The sequence below is a fragment of the Sporosarcina luteola genome, assembly GCF_007991495.1.
Taxonomy (GTDB): Bacteria; Bacillota; Bacilli; order Bacillales_A; family Planococcaceae; genus Sporosarcina; species Sporosarcina luteola.
In genome coordinates this window covers 1-18,206 of record NZ_BJYL01000017.1, presented here as the reverse complement: position 1 = coordinate 18,206, position 18,206 = coordinate 1, and the positions used below count along the sequence as shown (strand labels likewise).

Sequence of the window (18,206 nt, the reverse complement as noted above, 5' to 3'; positions counted from 1 at the left end):
AAATCTTGAAACCAATCTGGATCAAACATGCAGCACAACTGGCGACAATCGCGGGCAAAAACGAGCCGCGGAAACGCAAGGAAATGTCTGAACTAGGCATTATCGAAGACGGCAGTGTGTGGATTGAAAATGGTGTCGTTGCAGCGATTGGAACGACTGTGGAATTGGAGCACCAGTATGGCGACCGGGCTTCTGAGGCAGAAATCATTGATGCAACAGGACGACTCGTGACGCCGGGCCTCGTTGATCCGCATACGCATGTTGCCTATGGCGGCAGCCGCGAGCGTGAATTTGAAATGCGACTTGAAGGCGCGACATATATGGAAATTATGAATGCGGGCGGCGGAATCCATGCGACGACGCGGATGACGCGTGAAGCGACAGAAGAGGAACTCGTGGAGCAGACATTGCGCAGACTTGATTCATTCTTAAAGCACGGTGTGACGACTGTCGAAGGGAAAAGCGGCTATGGACTTGATCTTGAGACGGAGCTGAAGCAACTGCGGGCGATGAAGCGATTGAATGAAATCCATCCGATCGACCTTGTGCCGACATTCATGGGTGCGCATGCCGTCCCGCAAGAATATAAAGGCAATGAAGATGAATATATTGATAGCATTATCAACGACATGCTTCCAGTCGTTGCGGAAGAGAAGCTTGCAGTTTTCAACGATGTGTTCTGCGAAGTGGGTGTGTTTACGCCAGAACAGTCCGAGCGAATTTTAGAAGCTGGGAAAAAGCTTGGCTTGATTCCGAAAATCCATGCAGACGAAATCGAATCGTATGGCGGTGCGGAGCTTGCTGCGAAAGTTGGAGCCATTTCAGCGGAACATCTGTTGAAAGCATCTGACGAAGGGATTAAGCAGATGGCAGAAGCAGGAGTGATCGCTTGTTTATTGCCAGCAACTGCTTTGTATTTGCGCGAGGATGCTGCTAAGGGACGGAAAATGGTCGATGAAGGTGTCGCAGTCGCTATTTCGACGGACTGCAATCCAGGCTCGTCACCGACGACTTCGATGCCGCTTGTCATGAACTTGGCGTGCATTTCGATGCGTTTGACGCCTGCGGAAGCGCTTGTTGCCGCGACGATGAATGCTGCTTGTGCAATCCGGATGGAGGACAAAGTCGGTTCACTTGAAGTTGGCAAGCAAGGGGACATCGTCATGTGGAATATCTCAAACTATCAAGAGCTTCAGTATTTATTTGGCGTGAATCATGTTGATAAGGTTTGGAAAAAGGGAGAACAGGTCGTAGGGTGAGCATTTGCCGTGGATGAACAAATTGGCGTTTCATTCACGGCTTTCTTGCAAGATGACTTGACAGAATATTAGGGGAAGGGTGAAAGGTGTATGGCGCAAGTAGGGGAGAAAGTGAACACTCAGTCGAATCCCGGCATGTGGAAGTTTTTCGTTTTTAGTGCAATCGGTGCATTCATGTTTTTCGTTCCTGTCACAATCGGCGGGAAGAATTCAATCATGCTGGATCATATTGTTACATGGATTCAAACATACGGGGGCGGGGCGCTGCCGTATTATGCATTGCTCGTCATTCTTGCCGGTGCGGTCTATCCGTTCGTTTCAGGGACATGGAAAAAGTCGACGGTCAATATGGTCTTTTCATTTTTTAAAGTGATCGGTTTAGTTGTCGGCATCATGCTTGTGTTTAATGTCGGACCTGCATGGCTTTTTGATCCCGATATGGGACCGTTCTTATTGAATAAGTTAGTTATCCCCGTAGGATTATTAGTTCCAATCGGTGCGATATTCCTAGCGTTATTAGTCGGGTATGGCTTGTTGGAATTTATCGGTGTCCTCGTGCAGCCGATCATGCGTCCGATTTGGAAGACGCCGGGCAGGTCAGCAATCGACGCTGTTGCTTCATTCGTTGGTTCGTATTCGTTAGGGCTATTGATTACAAACCGTGTGTATAAGGAAGGGAAATATACGGCGAAGGAAGCCGCTATCATCGCGACAGGGTTCTCGACGGTTTCTGCGACATTCATGGTCGTCGTTGCAAAGACGCTCGACTTGATGAGCATGTGGAATTTGTATTTCTGGACGACGTTGGTTGTCACGTTTATCGTTACAGCAATCACTGTCCACTTATGGCCATTGCGCTCGATGAAAAACGAATACTATGAAGGCTCGACGCCTCAACCGGAAGTGAAGCCGGAAGGGAAGCGCCTAGCGACAGCTTGGAATGAAGCGATGGAAACTGTATCGAAAGCGCCGACGTTAGCGCAAAATCTTGTGGAGAACATAAAAGACGGGCTTTTGATGGCAATGGCAATTCTGCCTTCCATTTTGTCCATCGGTCTACTGGGGCTTGTGCTGGCTGAGTTCACGCCTGTATTCGACTGGATCGGATACATTTTCTACCCGTTCACATGGGCGATGCAGCTGCCGGAGCCAATGCTCGTCGCAAAAGCGAGTGCCCTCGGTATTGCGGAAATGTTCCTTCCAGCGCTGCTCGTTGTGGAATCTGCACTGGTCGTTAAGTTTGTCATCGCGGTCGTATCGGTTTCATCAATCATTTTCTTCTCGGCAGTCGTGCCATGTATCGTATCGACGGAAATCCCGATTTCCATTCCGCAGCTAATTGCAATTTGGGTGCAACGCGTCATTTTAACAATCATTATCGTGACGCCGATTGCGTATTTATTGCTATAGGTAAAGTTTAAGGCACCCGGAGAGCTCCGGGTGTTTTTTTAACGGTCATTTCTAGGCGATTATCGTTCATTTCAATAAGTTATCGGTCACTTCGCAAGAGTTATCGTCATTTCGGGACTAACGACCCACCTGTAAGTGGAGCAATGCGACATTCGCTAGCCATGTTTGTTATGATGAAAGAAAGCAACTAGAGGGGGTTATACAATGATTGGCAGAAATGATCCTTGTACTTGTGGGAGCGGGAAAAAATATAAGAAATGCTGTGGCAAGCAAGGGCCAGATTTGGTCGGGTTGATTGTGAATGAAGAATTGGATCAAGTCCTCGGTAATTTCTTCGAACATTATCCGAAAGGGGACGCCAGGAAAGAGATGACCCGCATGATGCGCGAGTGGCTTCTCCGTCTGTCGGACAGTTGGGTGAAGGAGGATATCGAAGAGGCGGCGGGTGAATTTTATTTATTCGTCTACAATCCGTCGAGCTGGCGTGAATACATACAAGAACAGCTCGGAAAAGCGAAGCGTGAAGCGGTGCTTTCAGTATTACGAGCCTGGGACGAGCCGTTTATGCTGCTTGCCGAAGTGATTGGTGCGGACGATGGGATGCTGGAAGTTCGTCAGTTATTCACCGAAGACATCTATCATGTCACTCGAAATGAAGGGATGCCGGTTGATCCGGGAACGTTAATGTTCGGTTCGGTGCTGCGCGATCCGCGAAAGAGAGAGGACGCCATTGCGCCGGTTTCGTCGATGATATTTTTGGCGAGATGGAGCAAGCAGACGAAACAGTCGCTTATGGAATTGAGAGAGAAGAACGAAAGGCTGGTACCTGAACAATTCATCCGCAAGCATGCACTAGATATTTACGAGTTATTCATCAAGCGCAGCCAGGCATCGCTTAATGAATTGGTTGAAGAGGTGCTGGCCCCTTCGCAGTTGGAATCACTGAAAGCATTGGAAGCAGCATTGCGTGGATTGGAACAAGATGCCGGTGTAAGGGAAATCCTGCACAAATTGGCGGTCGCCTATTTCATGAATCATCATTCGGAAGTCGATTCTGAAAATGATTTTGTGGCGGCAGCTGTTTGGACAGGAGTTCAGCTTGGTGTCATTAGAGGATTGATCAGCACGCAGACGGAAATTGTTGCGCAATACGATTCCACAGTCGAAGCAATGGAGCCGATCGCGAAGGATTTGTCTTCTTTGTATGAAGAGATGATGGGGAGTTTCGATGAACCAATGGCGAACCGTGCCTACGACATTGGTACTGACCCGCGCCAGACGGAAAAGGGGCTTTGGGAAACAGCGATGACGACGGCGGGTGTTGTCCAACCTGAGCGCAAACCCGACGTGGATGAAGGACGGGCTCAAATGCTTGCGTATGAGGCATATGCTGCTGAAGACGAAGAAGAAAGACGCGAGCTTGCCGCGAAGGCATTGTCGATTTCACCAGGACTTCCAGATGCGCTATTGCTTGCGGCAGAAGGTGAAGAAGACGTAGAAAAAGCGTCTGACTTATACGAAAAGGCGATCCGCAATGCCAGCAAGATATTCGAGCCGGGAGAAAATCCGTGGATGAATTTACCGAACCGGCCTTTCATGCGAGCCGCTTTTACGTACGGCGTCCATTTATTCATGAATAAAGAATTTGGTGAAGCTGCCGATGTGTTCAAAGATCTTGTCAGAATGAATGCGACAGATAATCAAGGCGCTCGTTTCGAAGCGGTCGCTTCTTTGATCCATGCGAAGCGGTTCAATGAGGCGGCAGAAATCATGGTCCGCTATGAAAAAGGATCGCAAGGTGACGCGACGTATTTATATCTTGATTGGAAGCTTGAACATGATGCTTCTGAAGGGAAATCGGAAGATGCCGGGGAGATGCTTGAAAAGGCGGCAAAAGCGAATGGACATGTCATGCATTTGAGGACGTTCAAAGTGAAAACATCGGATTATCCGAAGCAGATGTTCATTAAACCGGGTAGCGAGGAAGAAGCAAGGTATATTTGGCTATTGTTGAATGGCCCGAATTGAAGAGGGAAAGAAGAGCCGATGGAAGCCGATGTTTCCGTCGGCTTTTCGTATTGGTAGGGATGCATTCTACTGGAAATGAGAACTAAAAGGCGGAGAACGAGAACTGATCGAGAGGGAATGAGAACTCATCAGCAAAGAACGAGAACTATTCAAGTGGAAAAGAGAACTTCTTCGATATCCCGCGCCAAATAAAAACCGGAACGCCCAAGGCATCCCGGAATCCAAAATTACTTTCCGCCCAGCATATTGAACAATCCACCTGCGATGCTGCCTTCGTCTCTTGATCCGCCGCCTGGAGTTTGTGGTGCTGCAGCAAATACGCGACTTGCGAGCCTTGAGAACGGCAACGATTGCACCCATACTTTTCCCGGTCCGCGCAAAGTCGCGAAAAACAATCCTTCGCCGCCGAACAACGCCGTCTTAACGCCCTTTACCATTTCAATATTGTAATCGACGTCCTGTGTCATCGCGACAAGGCATCCTGTATCGACACGCAATGTCTCCCCCGGGGATAGGGTCTTTTCGATGATCGTTCCGCCAGCATGCACGAAACACATGCCGTCTCCTTCAAGCTTTTGCATGATGAATCCTTCGCCGCCGAAAAAGCCGACGCCTAGTTTACGTTGGAATTCAATGCCGACAGAAACGCCTTTTGCGGCTGCTAGAAATGCATCCTTCTGGCAAACGATCTTACCGTTGAATTGGCTTAAATCCATCGGAATGATTTTTCCTGGATACGGTGCTGCGAAGGAAGCGTGCTTTTTACCGGATCCTTCATTCGTGAATGTCGTCATGAATAAACTTTCTCCGGTTAACAAGCGTTTCCCTGCTCCCATCAGTTTACCCATGATGCCTCCGCCTGAATTTCCGGAACCGTCTCCGAAAATCGTCTCCATTTCGATTCCGTCTTCCATCATCATCAGTGAACCTGCCTCAGCGACAACTGTTTCACCTGGATCAAGTTCAACCTCGACAAATTGCATATCGTCCCCGTACAGTTTGTAATCGATTTCGTGATTGTTCATAAAAAGCCTCCCTTTTCATAGTTCATAAACATTACTACGAAGGGAGGCTTCTGAAAGTTTCACTTATCTGTTTTAATCATGTCGATATAATCCCATATTAGTAAAGCAGCTTCATTGATACGGGAGGCTTGCTTCGTGTCTTTTCCGACGTCACGCAATGACCATGTTACAACTTCCATAATAGATAGCTGTGGGTTTCCGGTTTGTAATTCGTTCAAAAGGAAATCGATATATTGGTGACCAATCCCATTCTCCAGCTTTCCTTTGATCAATTGCAATTGTTGATGAATCTTTTTTTCATAATCTTCAATTGTACTATTTGTAGTTGCCATCGATTTTAACATAAGTTTTCCGAGCAAAATGTCCCCGTTCTCAATTAAATCAAACATGATTGCATCAACTCGCCTAATCGCGAAATGAACAAGTTTCTCGATATTGAGGATCTCGGGAGAACCGACTGTCCAAAAATGCGAAAGTTGTTGAATCATTCCTAATATCATCACGGAACAATCGACAGCATGGGGTTCAGCTTTTTTGCCGTATACATCGATAAGACGCCCGGACATCCAATTCAATTCCTCGACATGACGTAATTTGACGAAATTCCGAAGTTCCTCATCGTTGGAGTGAAAAATCGCTTCATAAACCGGGATTAAATTAAGTTCCCGATTTACATGCATCCGGATAAGAATTTGTTTAGCCAACAAATCTTTGTCGCTATGATCACGCCCGACTAATAAATCCCGCCTGCGAATAATGGACTCTTCTGCCGCATGATCCAATATCGCAATCAGGCATTCATTTTTAGACGTGAAATAATTATAGAACGTCCCTTTGGAAATTTTAGCTTCCTCCAAGATGTCCTGCACAGAAGTAGAAGCGAAACCTTTTTCTATAATCAATCTTTGAGCTGCCAGCATTACTTGCCGTTTACGCTCGTTCATTAATATCACCTTACTAATTATTGTTTTTTTGGACTGGTGGTACAAAACAACTTTACCAGATAAAAGGTTGTATTGACAGGGTTAAAGACTTTTTTTGAATGAAAACGGTTTCCTTATTTGATTATTTTGGACTGAGGGTATAAACTAGAGAACATGTTGTAAAAACTGATAGATTGAATGGAGGAAGTTTAAGTTGGAAATGGACATAAAAAAGATGCATGAGAAGCCTCCATATGGAATGATTGCGATTTTATTCTTCGGAGCTTTCGTTGCACTTTTGAATAATACATTATTAAATATTGCTTTGCCTTCGATTATGACGGAATTCTCGGTAAAGCCTTCACAGGTTCAATGGTTAACGACAGGTTATATGCTAGTGAATGGGATCATGATTCCGGCAAGTGCGTTCTTTATCCAGAAGTTCACGAATCGAAAATTGTTCTTAACAGCTATGACATTATTTACAATAGGGACAGCGCTTGCGGTTTTCGCACCAACCTTTGGAGTGCTCGTCGCATCCAGGATGATTCAAGCTTCCGGTTCCGCGATGATGATGCCGCTTTTAATGAACGTTATGCTTGTTGCCTTCCCTATCGAAAAACGGGGCTCCGCAATGGGGATGTTCGGTCTTGTCATGTTCACAGCTCCTGCAATTGGGCCGACATTGTCCGGATGGATTGTTGAGCATTATTCATGGCGGACGCTTTTCGAAATCGTTCTTCCATTTGCGATTTTGACAATCGTGTTCGCGCTCTTTAAACTGCGTAATATTACGCCGAATCGGAATATGAGTTTGGATGTTCTTTCTTTAATCCTATCAAGTATCGGATTCGGAGGCCTGCTATATGGCTTCAGTTCTGCTGGTGATAAGGGATGGGATTCACCGATTGTTTATGGCACGATTGTGGTTGGCGCCATTTCTCTTGCTGCATTTATCATCCGACAACTTCTAATGAAAGACCCAATGTTGGATTTTAAAATTTATAAGTATCCGATGTTCGCCCTTGCTTCGATCATTTCGATTGTCACGTCAGTGGCCATGTTCTCCGGTATGATTTTAACGCCGCTTTACGTGCAGAACGTTCGGGGGATTTCACCGTTCGACGCAGGATTGCTTATGCTGCCGGGAGCGATTGTCATGGGTGTTATGTCACCGATCACAGGACGGCTATTTGATAAATACGGGCCGCGTGTGCTTTCGATTACTGGGCTAGTCATCACTGTTGGGGCTACCTACTTTTTAAGCAGACTTGAATTAACGACGGGTTATTACTACTTAATGTTAATTTATACTGTACGTATGTTTGGTATGTCGATGGTAATGATGCCAATTATGACAAACGGGTTGAATCAAATACCGATGAAATCCAATCCGCATGGTACAGCGATGAACAATACATTACAGCAAGTTTCCGGCGCGATCGGCTCGGCTATTTTGTTGACGATCATGACGAAGAAAATGGAACGCTCAGGCGCGGAACTTGCTCAACAAGCAGCAGCCTCCGGAAACCTGCCTACTAGCGGCGAGGCAGCTGCAAGTGTGCAAAATGAAATCATGTTGAAGTCCATGCTGGACGGAATCAACTATTCATTTCTTATCGCAGCGTTCATATCCGTTGTTGCATTGATTCTTGCGCTATTTGTTAAAAGAGTCAAACCGCCACAATACGAAGATGTGAAGAAGCAACAATCAGAAAACCCGAATATTACTTCTGAAACAGCTCCGGAATAAACAAAATCCCGAGAAGGCTAATGCCTTTTCGGGTTTTTTTGTTTTTATTCTGAAAAAAGGAAGGGTTCTAATTGGAACATGTCGAAATAGATAGATTGAGAGCGGTTTCAAAAGAGTTTGACAGAAAGGGGAATGTTGCAATGCAATTGAACAACTTTATCGGAGGATCTTGGCAGGATAGCGGGGGAGCGAAATATACCGCTGTTACAAATCCGGCAACTGGGGAAGAGCTGGCGCAAGTACGTTTATCAACAAGTGAAGACGTTGATCTGGCCGTGAAGGCGGCGAAAGAGGCTCAGAAAAAATGGGCGCTCGTACCTGCACCGAAACGGGCGGATTATTTATATGCAATTGGAAATCTCATGAAGGAAAGAAAAGAGCATTTGGCGCAAGTGTTGACGCGTGAAATGGGGAAAGTCATCGAGGAGGGCCGCGGAGAAGTCCAGGAAGGCATCGATATGGCATTCTATATGGCTGGCGAAGGCCGCAGATTATTCGGCGAGACTGTCCCTTCCGAGCTGCAGGATAAATTCGCGATGAGCGTCCGAGCACCGATTGGGGTCGTAGGACTGATCACTCCATGGAACTTCCCTGTTGCGATTGCGACATGGAAATCGTTCCCGGCAATCGTTGCAGGAAATACATTCGTTTGGAAACCGGCGACTGAAACACCGATGATGGCGTATGAAATGGCAAAGATCTTTGAAGAGGTCGGAATTCCGGCGGGCGTTGCGAATGTCGTGTTCGGTTCAGGTTCGGAAGTAGGAACTGCGATGATCGAACATCCGGACGTCCGCGTCATTTCATTCACAGGATCTACGGATACTGGCCGTCATGTTGCGGAAACAGGCGGACGTCATTTGAAGAAAGTATCGCTTGAAATGGGTGGGAAAAATGCGGTCATCGTTATGGATGATGCGGATATCGACCTTGCTGTAGAGGGGATTCTTTGGAGCGCATTCGGGACTGCAGGACAGCGTTGTACTGCATGCAGCCGGGTCATCGTGCATAAGGATGTAAAGGAAGATCTTGAACAGAAACTGTTGGCGTCGATGAAGCATTTGACGATTGGCGATGGAATGGACGAGTCTGTGAAAATTGGACCAGTCATTAACGGAAAGGCATTGGAGAAGATCCAAAGCTATGTTGAAATCGGAAAAGAGGAAGGCGCGAAATTGTTGGCGGGCGGGAGTGTCCTGACGGAAGGCGACTTGGCGAAGGGCCATTACTTTGAACCGACATTGTTCACAGATGTGAAATGGGATAGTCGTTTGGCACAAGAAGAAATCTTTGGGCCGGTCGTTTCATTGATTGAGGTCGGCAGCCTGGATGAAGCGATTGAAGTGAATAATAGTGTCATTTATGGATTGTCGAGCTCTATTTTTTCTAAGGATGTGAATAAAGTGTTCCGTGCGCAACGGGATCTTGATACTGGGATTGTCTATGTCAATGCCGGAACGACGGGCGCAGAAATTCATCTTCCCTTCGGAGGAACGAAGGGTACGGGCAATGGGCATCGGGATTCAGGAGTGGCGGCGCTTGATGTGTTTACGGAGTGGAAGAGCATTTACGTAGATTTCAGTGGGAAATTGCAACGGGCGCAAATCGACACGGAATAAAGTGAAACTTCAATCAGTGAGGGGTTCCACTGATTGTTAGTTGAACTAATCGGGCATTTACTGGCTGTTAATCTCTCATTAAGGATCTTACAGCCAGTTAATGCGGGATAATTTTGGGAAAAAGGGGATGTTCACATGAAGGTAGTTGTACTAGGTGCAGGCTTGATGGGGAAAGAGGCAGTTCGCGATCTGGTGAAAAGTGATGAAGTGACGAAGGTATATTTGGCGGATCTGAACTTAAGGGCGGCGGAAGATTTTGCGGAGCAGCTCATGAATGATAAATTGAATCTTTTGCAGCTGGATGCAACAAATGATCTTCAATTGCAGGAAGTGATGGCGCTTGGGGATGTTGTCATCAATGCATTGTTTTATACATTCAATGAAAAAGTCGCGCGGATTGCGGTTGAGATTGGGGTCCATTCCATCGACCTTGGGGGACATATCGGCGGTGCGACGGATGCCGTGTTGGAGTTGGCTGACAAAGCTGCAGCAAAAGGGGTAACAATCATTCCGGATCTTGGGGTAGCGCCAGGGATGATCAATATCCTAACGGGCTATGGTGCTGGGAAGCTTGATAAAGTGGATAGCATCAAGCTTTACGTAGGTGGCATTCCTGTTAAACCGGAACCTCCGCTTAATTACAATGTCGTTTTCTCATTGGAAGGGGTGTTCGATCATTACACAGATCCATCCCATGTCATCCGGAACGGGAAACTGCTAGAAATTCCTTCGTTATCCGAGGTAGAGTCAATCCGATTTGACGGATACGATGAATTGGAAGCTTTCCATACTTCAGGAGGCACTTCTACGTTGACGAAGACATTTCCGGGTGTACAAACGTTGGAATATAAGACGATCCGCTATAAAGGCCACGCGGAAAAGTTCCAATTGCTTGTCGACTTAGGATTGTTATCGCGGGATAATGTCGTTTCAATTGGAGGCCAGCCGGTGAAAGTACGGGACGTCATGCGCGAACAATTGTCACCACAATTACGTTTGGGCAATAAATCGGATGCCGTCCTACTACGTGTAATCGTCAGCGGGGAAGCGCATGGAATGCCTGCAACATATGAATACAATCTTGTGACGGAAAAGGATTTGTCTGTGAATGAAACTGCGATGGCTCGGGCAACAGCAAATACGATTTCCATCGTTGCGCAAATGATCGGCAACGGAACAATCACGAAACGCGGCGTTCATCCACCGGAGAATATAGTGCCAGGGGAGCAATATATTGAAGAGATGAAGAAACGCGGAGTTGTCATTGAAGAAACGGTTAAAACACAGGAAGCGCACGTTTAATAGATCGTAAAGGGAAAGGGGTTGGGGGAAGTGGACTTCGGTTTTACGGATGAACAAAAAATGCTGCGCAAGACGGCGCGCCAATTTGTGGATGATGAAATCATGCCGCATATCCAGCGTTGGGATGCGGAAGGTGGATTTGATCCTGCCATTTGGAAGAAACTCGCGGATCTTGGGTTCATGGGGGTTTGTGTATCTGAACAATATGGCGGCAGTGGAATGGACTATAATTCATTAGCCATTCTTTGTGAAGAATTGGAACGCGGCGATACAGCATTTCGTACAGCGGTTTCCGTTCATATCGGTTTGAATTCCATGACGCTTATGCAATGGGGGACGGAAGAGCAAAAGCAGAAATACTTAGTACCACAAGCGAAGGGCGAGAAAATCGGGGCTTTCGGATTGACAGAGCCAGGCGCGGGTTCTGACGTAGCGGCGATGGCGACAACTGCGGTACGCGATGGCGATGAATATATTATCAACGGGCAGAAGACTTGGATTTCCCTTTGCGATGTTGCAGACCATTTCCTCGTTTTCGCTTACACGGATAAGGCGAAGAAGCATCATGGTATTAGCGCCTTTATCGTTGAACGCACGACGCCGGGCTTTTCGTCAAAAGCAATTAAAGGGAAATACGGCATCCGAGCAGGCAATACAGGGGAACTATTCTTCGAAGATATGCGAATTCCAGCTTCGAACTTGGTGGGAGAAGAAGGCGAAGGATTCAAAATTGCGATGTCCGCGCTCGACAATGGACGTTTCACGGTGGCTGCAGGTGCGGTCGGTTTAATCATGGGCTGCCTTGAGGAAAGCGTGAAATATTGCCATGAACGCGAAACATTCGGCAAACCGATCGGCAAGCACCAACTCGTTCAGCAAATGATCGCCAATATGGAAGCGGGCTACCAAATGAGCCGTCTCCTCGTCTACCGTGCAGGTGAATTGAAGAATAAAGGATTGCGCAACACGCGCGAAACGTCCCTTGCGAAGTGGCAAGCATGCGATTTCGCGAATAAAGCAGCAGACGACGCTTTCCAAATTCACGGAGCATACGGTTATTCGGATGAATACCCGGTCGCACGCTTCCTGCGCAACTCGAAAGCGCCGGTTATCTATGAAGGAACGCGCGAAATCCATACAATCATGCAGGCGGAGTATGTTTTGGGTTATCGGGAAGATAAGAAGTTGAGTCATATGCTGCCGGAATGGCCGTTTGATTGAACGGTTAGTAAGACTGATTAATATGCTCCTTTGTGGAATACGTTTATCCCAAGCTATGCTTGAGAGAAGTGCATGAAGAAACCGGACAATACTCGAATGAAAAGTGTTGTCCGGTTTGCTGTTTTTACTGCTGTGATTTTGCTTCCAATGCTTGCGTGTGACTTTCTTTTACTATGCTTAAAAGTGCTGTGTCAGTCAGTAAGTCAAGCCCTGTTTTTGCAAGAGCTTCTGCTCCGATCAGGAGCGCTTCCATACCGCGATCAGATTTGGCTGCTTCGCGGAACGGTACAGTATGTCCGATCAAATCATCATCGCCGATTTTAATATAAGGATGGGCAGTAGGCACTTCATAACTGATATTTCCTGCGTCTGTCGATCCAAGGCCTTTTCTTTTTTCGGTATGGACGATTTCCCCAAGAGATTCAAGGTTGTTTTTCACTGCATGGTCAAGTGCGTCTGTAATGACGAAATCTTTCACTTCATTTTGAAAGCGTTCGATTTTGACGGTAGCGCCAGTAGAAAGTGCGGCACCTTCTGCGATATTCCGTATTTTTGCGGCGATTTCTTCTGTCCGTTTCCAAGTGGACGCGCGAATGAAAAATCGTGCTGAAGCATATTCGGGAATTATGTTCGGCGCTTCGCCACCATGTGTAATGATGCCGTGCACACGGACATCTTGCGGGAATTGTTGACGTAGTGCATTAATCCCGCTGAATAGTAATATGACTGCATCAAGTGCGTTAATGCCGTGCTCGGGTGCACCTGAAGCATGTGCTGGCTTGCCGTAAAAATGGAAATCCAATGGATCGACAGCTAACGAGTTTGACGTTACGCCTGTTTTTCCGGAAGGATGAGCCATCAATGCAACGTCCACGTCTTTTAAATAACCGTGACGGACGAAACTTCCTTTAGCACTGCCGTTTGGACCGCCTTCTTCGGCAGGAGTTCCTAAGACGACTACTTTTCCACCAGTAGATTCAAGCTCTTTGGAGAGTGCGATCGCAGCAGCGACACTTGTCGTTCCAATGATATTATGGCCACAAGCATGGCCGATTCCTGGCAGGGCATCGTATTCTGCCAAATAAGCAATTGTTGGACCCGGTTTCGAACTTGAGAACTGTGCGTAAAACGCGGTTTCATGGCCGGCAACATTTGTTTCCACTTCGAACCCTTCGGAGCGAAGCAATGTCGTTAATTGCTCACAGGCAAAATATTCTTCATTTCCAATTTCAGGTTTGGCATGGATCGATAGGCTCGTTTCAACAAAGCGTGCACGGTTTTCAGTTAAATAGGTGTGGATTTGATTGGTTATCGTCGTCATTTTACTCTTCTCCTTTCAATTGTTCGAATGTATCAATTAGCTGATCTTGCGGTATGTTCAATAAAATCGAACCGCCTTTCGTTTCTTGCTCAATAGCTTTCTTCACCTGTTCTGACTGGTAAAGCTCGATGATTTTTAAATATGTCTCGTTCTGTGCATCCTCCGCACGTGCTGCAAAGACATTTACATAAGGCAAGGCACTTTCACTGTCGCCATCTTCCAAAAAGATTGGATCCTCAAGAGGGTTGAAACCGGCTTGTCCGGCAATCCCGTTATTGATAAGAGATGCTGCGACATCTTGCAGTACACGTGGCGTTTGCTGCGCAACCATAGGAATGATTTCTAAGTTTTTAGGGTTCTCTTCGATGGAAGTCGTATCTACGAATAACCCAGTGCCTTCTTTTAATTTGATGAGGCCTGCAGTTTCCAATAATCGTAATGCACGTCCCAAATTCGAAGGGTCATCAGGAACCGCAATTTTGTCGCCTTCTTTAAGGCCTGAAATATCGTCAAGCTTATCGGAATAAATGCCGAGCGGGGCGATAACAGTTGAACCAATCGGTACGATATCAACATTGTTTTCTTTAGCAAATTGACTTAAAAATGCGATGTGTTGAAATGAATTCAAGTCGATATCGCCATTGGCAAGCGCATTGTTCGGTAACGTGTAGTCTGCAAACTCTTTTAACTCAATTGTAATGCCTTCCTCTCTCGCCAACTCTTTCAGTACGTCCCATTGCTCACCATCCGCTCCGGTAACGCCGATTATTACAACATCATCGTTGGCAGATCCATTTTTACCGCAGGCAGCAAGAATGGATAGCAGTAAAAGAATTCCAAGTGATTTAATAATGTTTTTCATAGTGAACCCTCCAATTGTTTTTTATTTAAAAATGTTTCAATCTGAATTTGTTAACGACGCATCACTTTCTTAGATAAGAAGTTTCCGATCCATTGCGCCAACTGCACTAGAATGATTAGAATAATGACCGTAACGAACATGACGGAACTGTCGAAACGTTGGTAGCCATGTGTCATTGCGACGTGACCTAATCCGCCTCCGCCAACCGTCCCTGCAACAGCTGAAAAGTCGATTAAACCAACCGAGACGAAAGTCAATCCAAGGATGAGCGGTCCAAGCGCTTCGGGGATCAATACAGTGAAAATAATTTGGCGCGGACTTGCTCCCATCGCTTCCGCAGCTTCGATGACACCTGGGTCAATACTGATCAAGTTGTTTTCGACGACTCTTGCAACAACAAACGATGCAGCAATCGTCATCGGGAAAATGGCAGCTGCCGTCCCGATCGTCGTTCCAATCACTTCACGTGTAACAGGTGAAAGCACGAAAAGCAAAATAATGAAAGGGATTGGTCGAATAATATTTATAAAGAAATTCAGCAAAGCTGATATGAACCGATTTTCAAGTATATTTCCTTCTCTTGTGGTAAAGAGTAAGATGCCTAATGCCATGCCGATAATCGAACTGAAGACCAAAGTCCCTAAAACCATCGTAATCGTTTCACCGGTCGCCTCCACAATACGAATCCAAAACGTTTCCCAATTAACTTTCATTTGTATTCACCTCCTCAATGTCCACGATATCTTTCAATTCCTGGATACAAGCTGTCACTGCATCATTTTTTCCTTCGAATGAAACGACAAGGTTGCCAAAGAACTGCTGCTGCAATTCCCGGATAGAACCGTAAATAATATTGAAATCAATCTGATGTTTTCGAGTAACGGTTGATAAGATCGGGTCGCTTGCCCGCTCTCCTTTGAAAATGATGCGGTACAAAGCGGTTCCACCTTTTGCCCGCCATTCATCAAGCAATTGAGGGGAGGGCAAGCTTTGATCGGTGGCGGCGATGAATTCTTTTGTCGTTCCGTGCTGAGGATTCGTAAACGTTTCGAACACTTCGCCCTGTTCAATCACTTCTCCCGTCTCCATCACGGCGACACGGTTGCAAACAGATTGGATAACTTGCATTTCATGTGTAATTAGCAGGATTGTGATTCCCAATTCTCGATTTACCTTTTGCAATAAATTCAAAATATCGCGCGTTGTGTTCGGGTCAAGTGCGGAAGTTGCTTCGTCACAGAGTAGAATTTCTGGGTCTGTCGCCAGTGCGCGGGCAATGCCGACACGCTGTTTTTGCCCTCCGGATAATTGCTCAGGATAGCTTTTCGCTTTATCCGCTAGACCTACGAATTGCAGCAGTTGTTTCACTTTTGCATTTCGTTCTGCTTTAGGCACCTTCGATAGCTTCAAAGGGTATTCGACATTTTGTTCCACAGTACGGGAAGAAAAGAGATTGAAGTTTTGAAAAACCATCCCGATCTTTCTGCGGACTTCCCGGAGCTGTTTCGGCTTTAGTTCATGCAAGGGAGTTTTTTTGATAAGAATTTTCCCCTCAGTCGGTCGTTCCAGTCCGTTGACAAGTCGGATCAATGTGCTCTTTCCGGCCCCGCTGAATCCGATGATGCCGAAAATATCACCTTCCTCAACGTCAAATGTTACCTTGCTTACTGCTTCAACTTTCCTATTGCCGACAACAAATGTTTTCGATACATTTTCGAATGTGATCATAAAATCCCCTCCAAAATAAAAACGCCTTCTTTTTCCGTATCTGTAAGAAGATACGAAAAAAGAAGGCGTTTCTACAAAAATTGTAGAATATGAAATAAGCTTCTCTCTTCTTATCTTTCAAACAGGAATCTGTTTGCAGGAATTGGCACGTAGTTTTCAAAAAACCGTTGCCGAGATGTCATAGGGCCTGTCCCTCAATCTCTCTTGATAAGAAATTTTGTATGAAATTTGAATTGCTTACAACTTTACCATGATTAAAAATAATGTCAACTGCGTTTATTAGTTTTTCGAAAGATTAAATATATAAAAGAGTCTGTCAGTTATAGCTGTAGAGTGATAAAATAATATCCTGACAGCATTAAAAATACGTGTAAAAGTAAAGAAGTAGGATATTTCTTGTAACCTTTTCCATTCCGATGAAGTCTACGTTTACAAGGACGGTGATTCATTTGAAAAGGAAATTAACCGCTTCACTTATTGGAATGAGCCTATTGCTGCCTATGACGGGATGTGGAACAAGTACCAATCAAAGTAGTCTTCAAATTTCTGAAGGAGTTGAATTCGGAGAAATGGATTATGAAACAATCGTTGAACCGAACAATGAATTGGGTTTCAATTTACTAAAGGAAATCAAAACGGATGATGACGGCAATCTGTTCATTTCTCCGACGAGTCTAATGATGGCATCGGCAATGATTTATAACGGAGCAGACGGGGTTACGAAGAAAGAAATCGCAAAAGCTTTACAAATGGAAGGCATTAACCAGATGGACCTGAATAAAGCAAATGCCTCCTTCATGACCATGCTGAATAAAGACAGCGACGCCATTCAACTTCAAGTCGCAAACTCCATTTGGCTAAACGATCAATATAAGTTTCAAGACGGATTTGCTAATCAATCAAAGGATTATTTCAACGCGAAAATCGAGGAAATTGACATTACGAACAATGATTCATCAAAACAAATCAATGACTGGGTGAAAAAGACGACAAATGGCAAAATCGACAAAATGGTCGATGGGCCATTAGACGATAATCTAGTTGCGATGCTGTTGAACGCCATTTATTTCAAAGGGGATTGGACATATCCGTTTGATAAAAAAGAGACTGATGATAAAGCGTTCTATCTCAATGACGGAACTGATAAAGAAGTACCTTTCATGAAGTTGCAGGAGAATTTATTGTACATGGCGAACAGTGAATTCCAGGCCATTCAACTGCCGTATGCGGATGGCGAAATGAGCATGACAGTCATCTTGCCGAATGAAGGCGTTGGTTTAGATGAATTTCAAAGTACTTTAACTAATGGAAAATGGGAAGAAATTCAATCGGGGATGAATAGCACGCGTGGAACGATTCTTCTTCCGAAGTTCAAAATGTCGTATGAAACAGAACTAAATGATGCACTGGAAGCCCTCGGCATGGTAAGCGCATTCTCTGATAATGCAGATTTTAGCAAGATGGTTGAAGGTGATGCTTCGCTATTCATTAGCAAAGTTAAACAAAAAACATATATCGATGTGAATGAAGAAGGAACCGAAGCAGCTGCTGTGACGGGTATTCAAATGGACACTACTTCTGCGCCTTTAGACGACCCATTCGTCATGGAGGTGAACCGTCCGTTTTTCTTTGCAATCACGGACGATGAAACGGGAACAATCCTCTTTTTAGGCTCCGTAACAAATCCGAAGACAAATTGATCGTTGAAGGCTAGCTTTACCTCCTGGTCTGTTTCTTGCAGATCAGGATTTTTAA

The 18,206-nt window shown here is 45.6% G+C and carries 14 protein-coding genes and 1 riboswitch; of the genes, 8 read left to right on the top strand and 6 right to left on the bottom strand.

Annotated elements, in window-relative coordinates; all coding sequences use genetic code 11:
• Positions 1-2: 2 nt before the first annotated feature.
• The 3 genes from hutI (at position 3) to SLU01_RS06920 (ending at position 4,697) form a co-directional block, all read left to right on the top strand.
• The gene (gene hutI, locus SLU01_RS06930) at positions 3-1,259 is read left to right on the top strand and encodes an imidazolonepropionase (protein ID WP_281288377.1); all 1,257 of its coding nucleotides are present in this window, start codon (positions 3-5) and stop codon (positions 1,257-1,259) included.
• Positions 1,260-1,349: 90 nt separating this feature from the next.
• Positions 1,350-2,669, top strand: coding sequence for a YjiH family protein (locus tag SLU01_RS06925; RefSeq protein ID WP_147056661.1), 1,320 nt, complete (start codon positions 1,350-1,352; stop codon positions 2,667-2,669).
• Positions 2,670-2,873: 204 nt separating this feature from the next.
• Entirely contained in the window at positions 2,874-4,697 is a 1,824-nt protein-coding gene (locus SLU01_RS06920; protein ID WP_147056659.1) for a tetratricopeptide repeat protein, read from the top strand.
• Between the two features lie 227 nt (positions 4,698-4,924).
• Here SLU01_RS06920 and SLU01_RS06915 read toward each other — a convergent pair whose 3' ends face one another.
• Positions 4,925-5,722 carry a TIGR00266 family protein gene (locus SLU01_RS06915; RefSeq protein ID WP_147056657.1) on the bottom strand — a complete coding sequence of 266 codons (798 nt, stop codon included), beginning with the start codon at positions 5,720-5,722 and terminating at the stop codon, positions 4,925-4,927.
• 59 nt (positions 5,723-5,781) lie between these two features.
• Complete coding sequence (locus tag SLU01_RS06910; protein WP_147056655.1) at positions 5,782-6,666, bottom strand: TetR/AcrR family transcriptional regulator; 885 nt, start codon at positions 6,664-6,666, stop codon at positions 5,782-5,784.
• Positions 6,667-6,865: 199 nt separating this feature from the next.
• Here SLU01_RS06910 and SLU01_RS06905 point away from each other — a divergent pair, with 199 nt between their 5' ends.
• The 4 genes from SLU01_RS06905 to SLU01_RS06890 all read left to right on the top strand — a co-directional run bounded on the left by SLU01_RS06905 (position 6,866) and on the right by SLU01_RS06890 (position 12,540).
• A complete protein-coding gene (locus tag SLU01_RS06905) occupies positions 6,866-8,398 on the top strand; it encodes a DHA2 family efflux MFS transporter permease subunit (RefSeq protein ID WP_147056820.1) in 1,533 nt (510 codons plus the stop codon).
• A 140-nt stretch (positions 8,399-8,538) separates the two neighbouring features.
• Positions 8,539-10,017, top strand: a complete 1,479-nt coding sequence (locus SLU01_RS06900) for an aldehyde dehydrogenase family protein (RefSeq protein WP_147056818.1) — start codon at positions 8,539-8,541, stop codon at positions 10,015-10,017.
• Positions 10,018-10,152: 135 nt separating this feature from the next.
• Positions 10,153-11,319: a saccharopine dehydrogenase family protein gene (locus SLU01_RS06895; RefSeq protein WP_147056653.1), complete on the top strand. Its 1,167-nt coding sequence runs from the start codon at positions 10,153-10,155 to the stop codon at positions 11,317-11,319.
• A 30-nt stretch (positions 11,320-11,349) separates the two neighbouring features.
• Positions 11,350-12,540, top strand: coding sequence for an acyl-CoA dehydrogenase family protein (locus SLU01_RS06890; protein ID WP_147056816.1), 1,191 nt, complete (start codon positions 11,350-11,352; stop codon positions 12,538-12,540).
• 124 nt (positions 12,541-12,664) lie between these two features.
• On the opposite strand, the gene SLU01_RS06885 is transcribed toward SLU01_RS06890, so the two are convergent.
• Genes SLU01_RS06885 through SLU01_RS06870 form a run of 4 tightly spaced genes read right to left on the bottom strand, consistent with a single transcriptional unit; the run spans position 12,665 to position 16,451 of the window.
• Positions 12,665-13,861 (bottom strand): M20 family metallopeptidase, encoded by a 1,197-nt coding sequence (locus SLU01_RS06885; protein WP_147056651.1) that lies wholly within the window; start codon positions 13,859-13,861, stop codon positions 12,665-12,667.
• Position 13,862: 1 nt separating this feature from the next.
• The gene (locus tag SLU01_RS06880) at positions 13,863-14,723 is read right to left on the bottom strand and encodes a MetQ/NlpA family ABC transporter substrate-binding protein (RefSeq protein ID WP_147056649.1); all 861 of its coding nucleotides are present in this window, start codon (positions 14,721-14,723) and stop codon (positions 13,863-13,865) included.
• Between the two features lie 50 nt (positions 14,724-14,773).
• Positions 14,774-15,436, bottom strand: coding sequence for a methionine ABC transporter permease (locus SLU01_RS06875; RefSeq protein WP_147056648.1), 663 nt, complete (start codon positions 15,434-15,436; stop codon positions 14,774-14,776).
• A complete protein-coding gene (locus SLU01_RS06870; RefSeq protein ID WP_147056646.1) occupies positions 15,426-16,451 on the bottom strand; it encodes a methionine ABC transporter ATP-binding protein in 1,026 nt (341 codons plus the stop codon). The genes SLU01_RS06875 and SLU01_RS06870 overlap by 11 nt, the downstream gene beginning before the upstream one ends.
• Positions 16,452-16,558: 107 nt before the next feature.
• A riboswitch (SAM riboswitch) is annotated at positions 16,559-16,665 on the bottom strand.
• Between the two features lie 235 nt (positions 16,666-16,900).
• Between SLU01_RS06870 and SLU01_RS06865 the strand changes: the two genes are divergently transcribed.
• Positions 16,901-18,151 carry a serpin family protein gene (locus SLU01_RS06865; RefSeq protein WP_170232623.1) on the top strand — a complete coding sequence of 417 codons (1,251 nt, stop codon included), beginning with the start codon at positions 16,901-16,903 and terminating at the stop codon, positions 18,149-18,151.
• Positions 18,152-18,206: the final 55 nt, after the last annotated feature.

What these genes read in the sequence shown, in the direction of transcription:
- SLU01_RS06880 (WP_147056649.1), bottom strand. Translation starts at nt 14,723, where the DNA reads ATGAAAAACATTATTAAATCACTTGGAATTCTTTTACTGCTATCCATT.
- SLU01_RS06885 (WP_147056651.1), bottom strand. Translation starts at nt 13,861, where the DNA reads ATGACGACGATAACCAATCAAATCCACACCTATTTAACTGAAAACCGT.
- SLU01_RS06915 (WP_147056657.1), bottom strand. Translation starts at nt 5,722, where the DNA reads ATGAACAATCACGAAATCGATTACAAACTGTACGGGGACGATATGCAA.
- SLU01_RS06895 (WP_147056653.1), top strand. Translation starts at nt 10,153, where the DNA reads ATGAAGGTAGTTGTACTAGGTGCAGGCTTGATGGGGAAAGAGGCAGTT.
- SLU01_RS06920 (WP_147056659.1), top strand. Translation starts at nt 2,874, where the DNA reads ATGATTGGCAGAAATGATCCTTGTACTTGTGGGAGCGGGAAAAAATAT.
- SLU01_RS06875 (WP_147056648.1), bottom strand. Translation starts at nt 15,436, where the DNA reads ATGAAAGTTAATTGGGAAACGTTTTGGATTCGTATTGTGGAGGCGACC.
- SLU01_RS06925 (WP_147056661.1), top strand. Translation starts at nt 1,350, where the DNA reads ATGGCGCAAGTAGGGGAGAAAGTGAACACTCAGTCGAATCCCGGCATG.
- SLU01_RS06905 (WP_147056820.1), top strand. Translation starts at nt 6,866, where the DNA reads ATGGACATAAAAAAGATGCATGAGAAGCCTCCATATGGAATGATTGCG.
- SLU01_RS06870 (WP_147056646.1), bottom strand. Translation starts at nt 16,451, where the DNA reads ATGATCACATTCGAAAATGTATCGAAAACATTTGTTGTCGGCAATAGG.
- SLU01_RS06900 (WP_147056818.1), top strand. Translation starts at nt 8,539, where the DNA reads ATGCAATTGAACAACTTTATCGGAGGATCTTGGCAGGATAGCGGGGGA.
- SLU01_RS06910 (WP_147056655.1), bottom strand. Translation starts at nt 6,666, where the DNA reads ATGAACGAGCGTAAACGGCAAGTAATGCTGGCAGCTCAAAGATTGATT.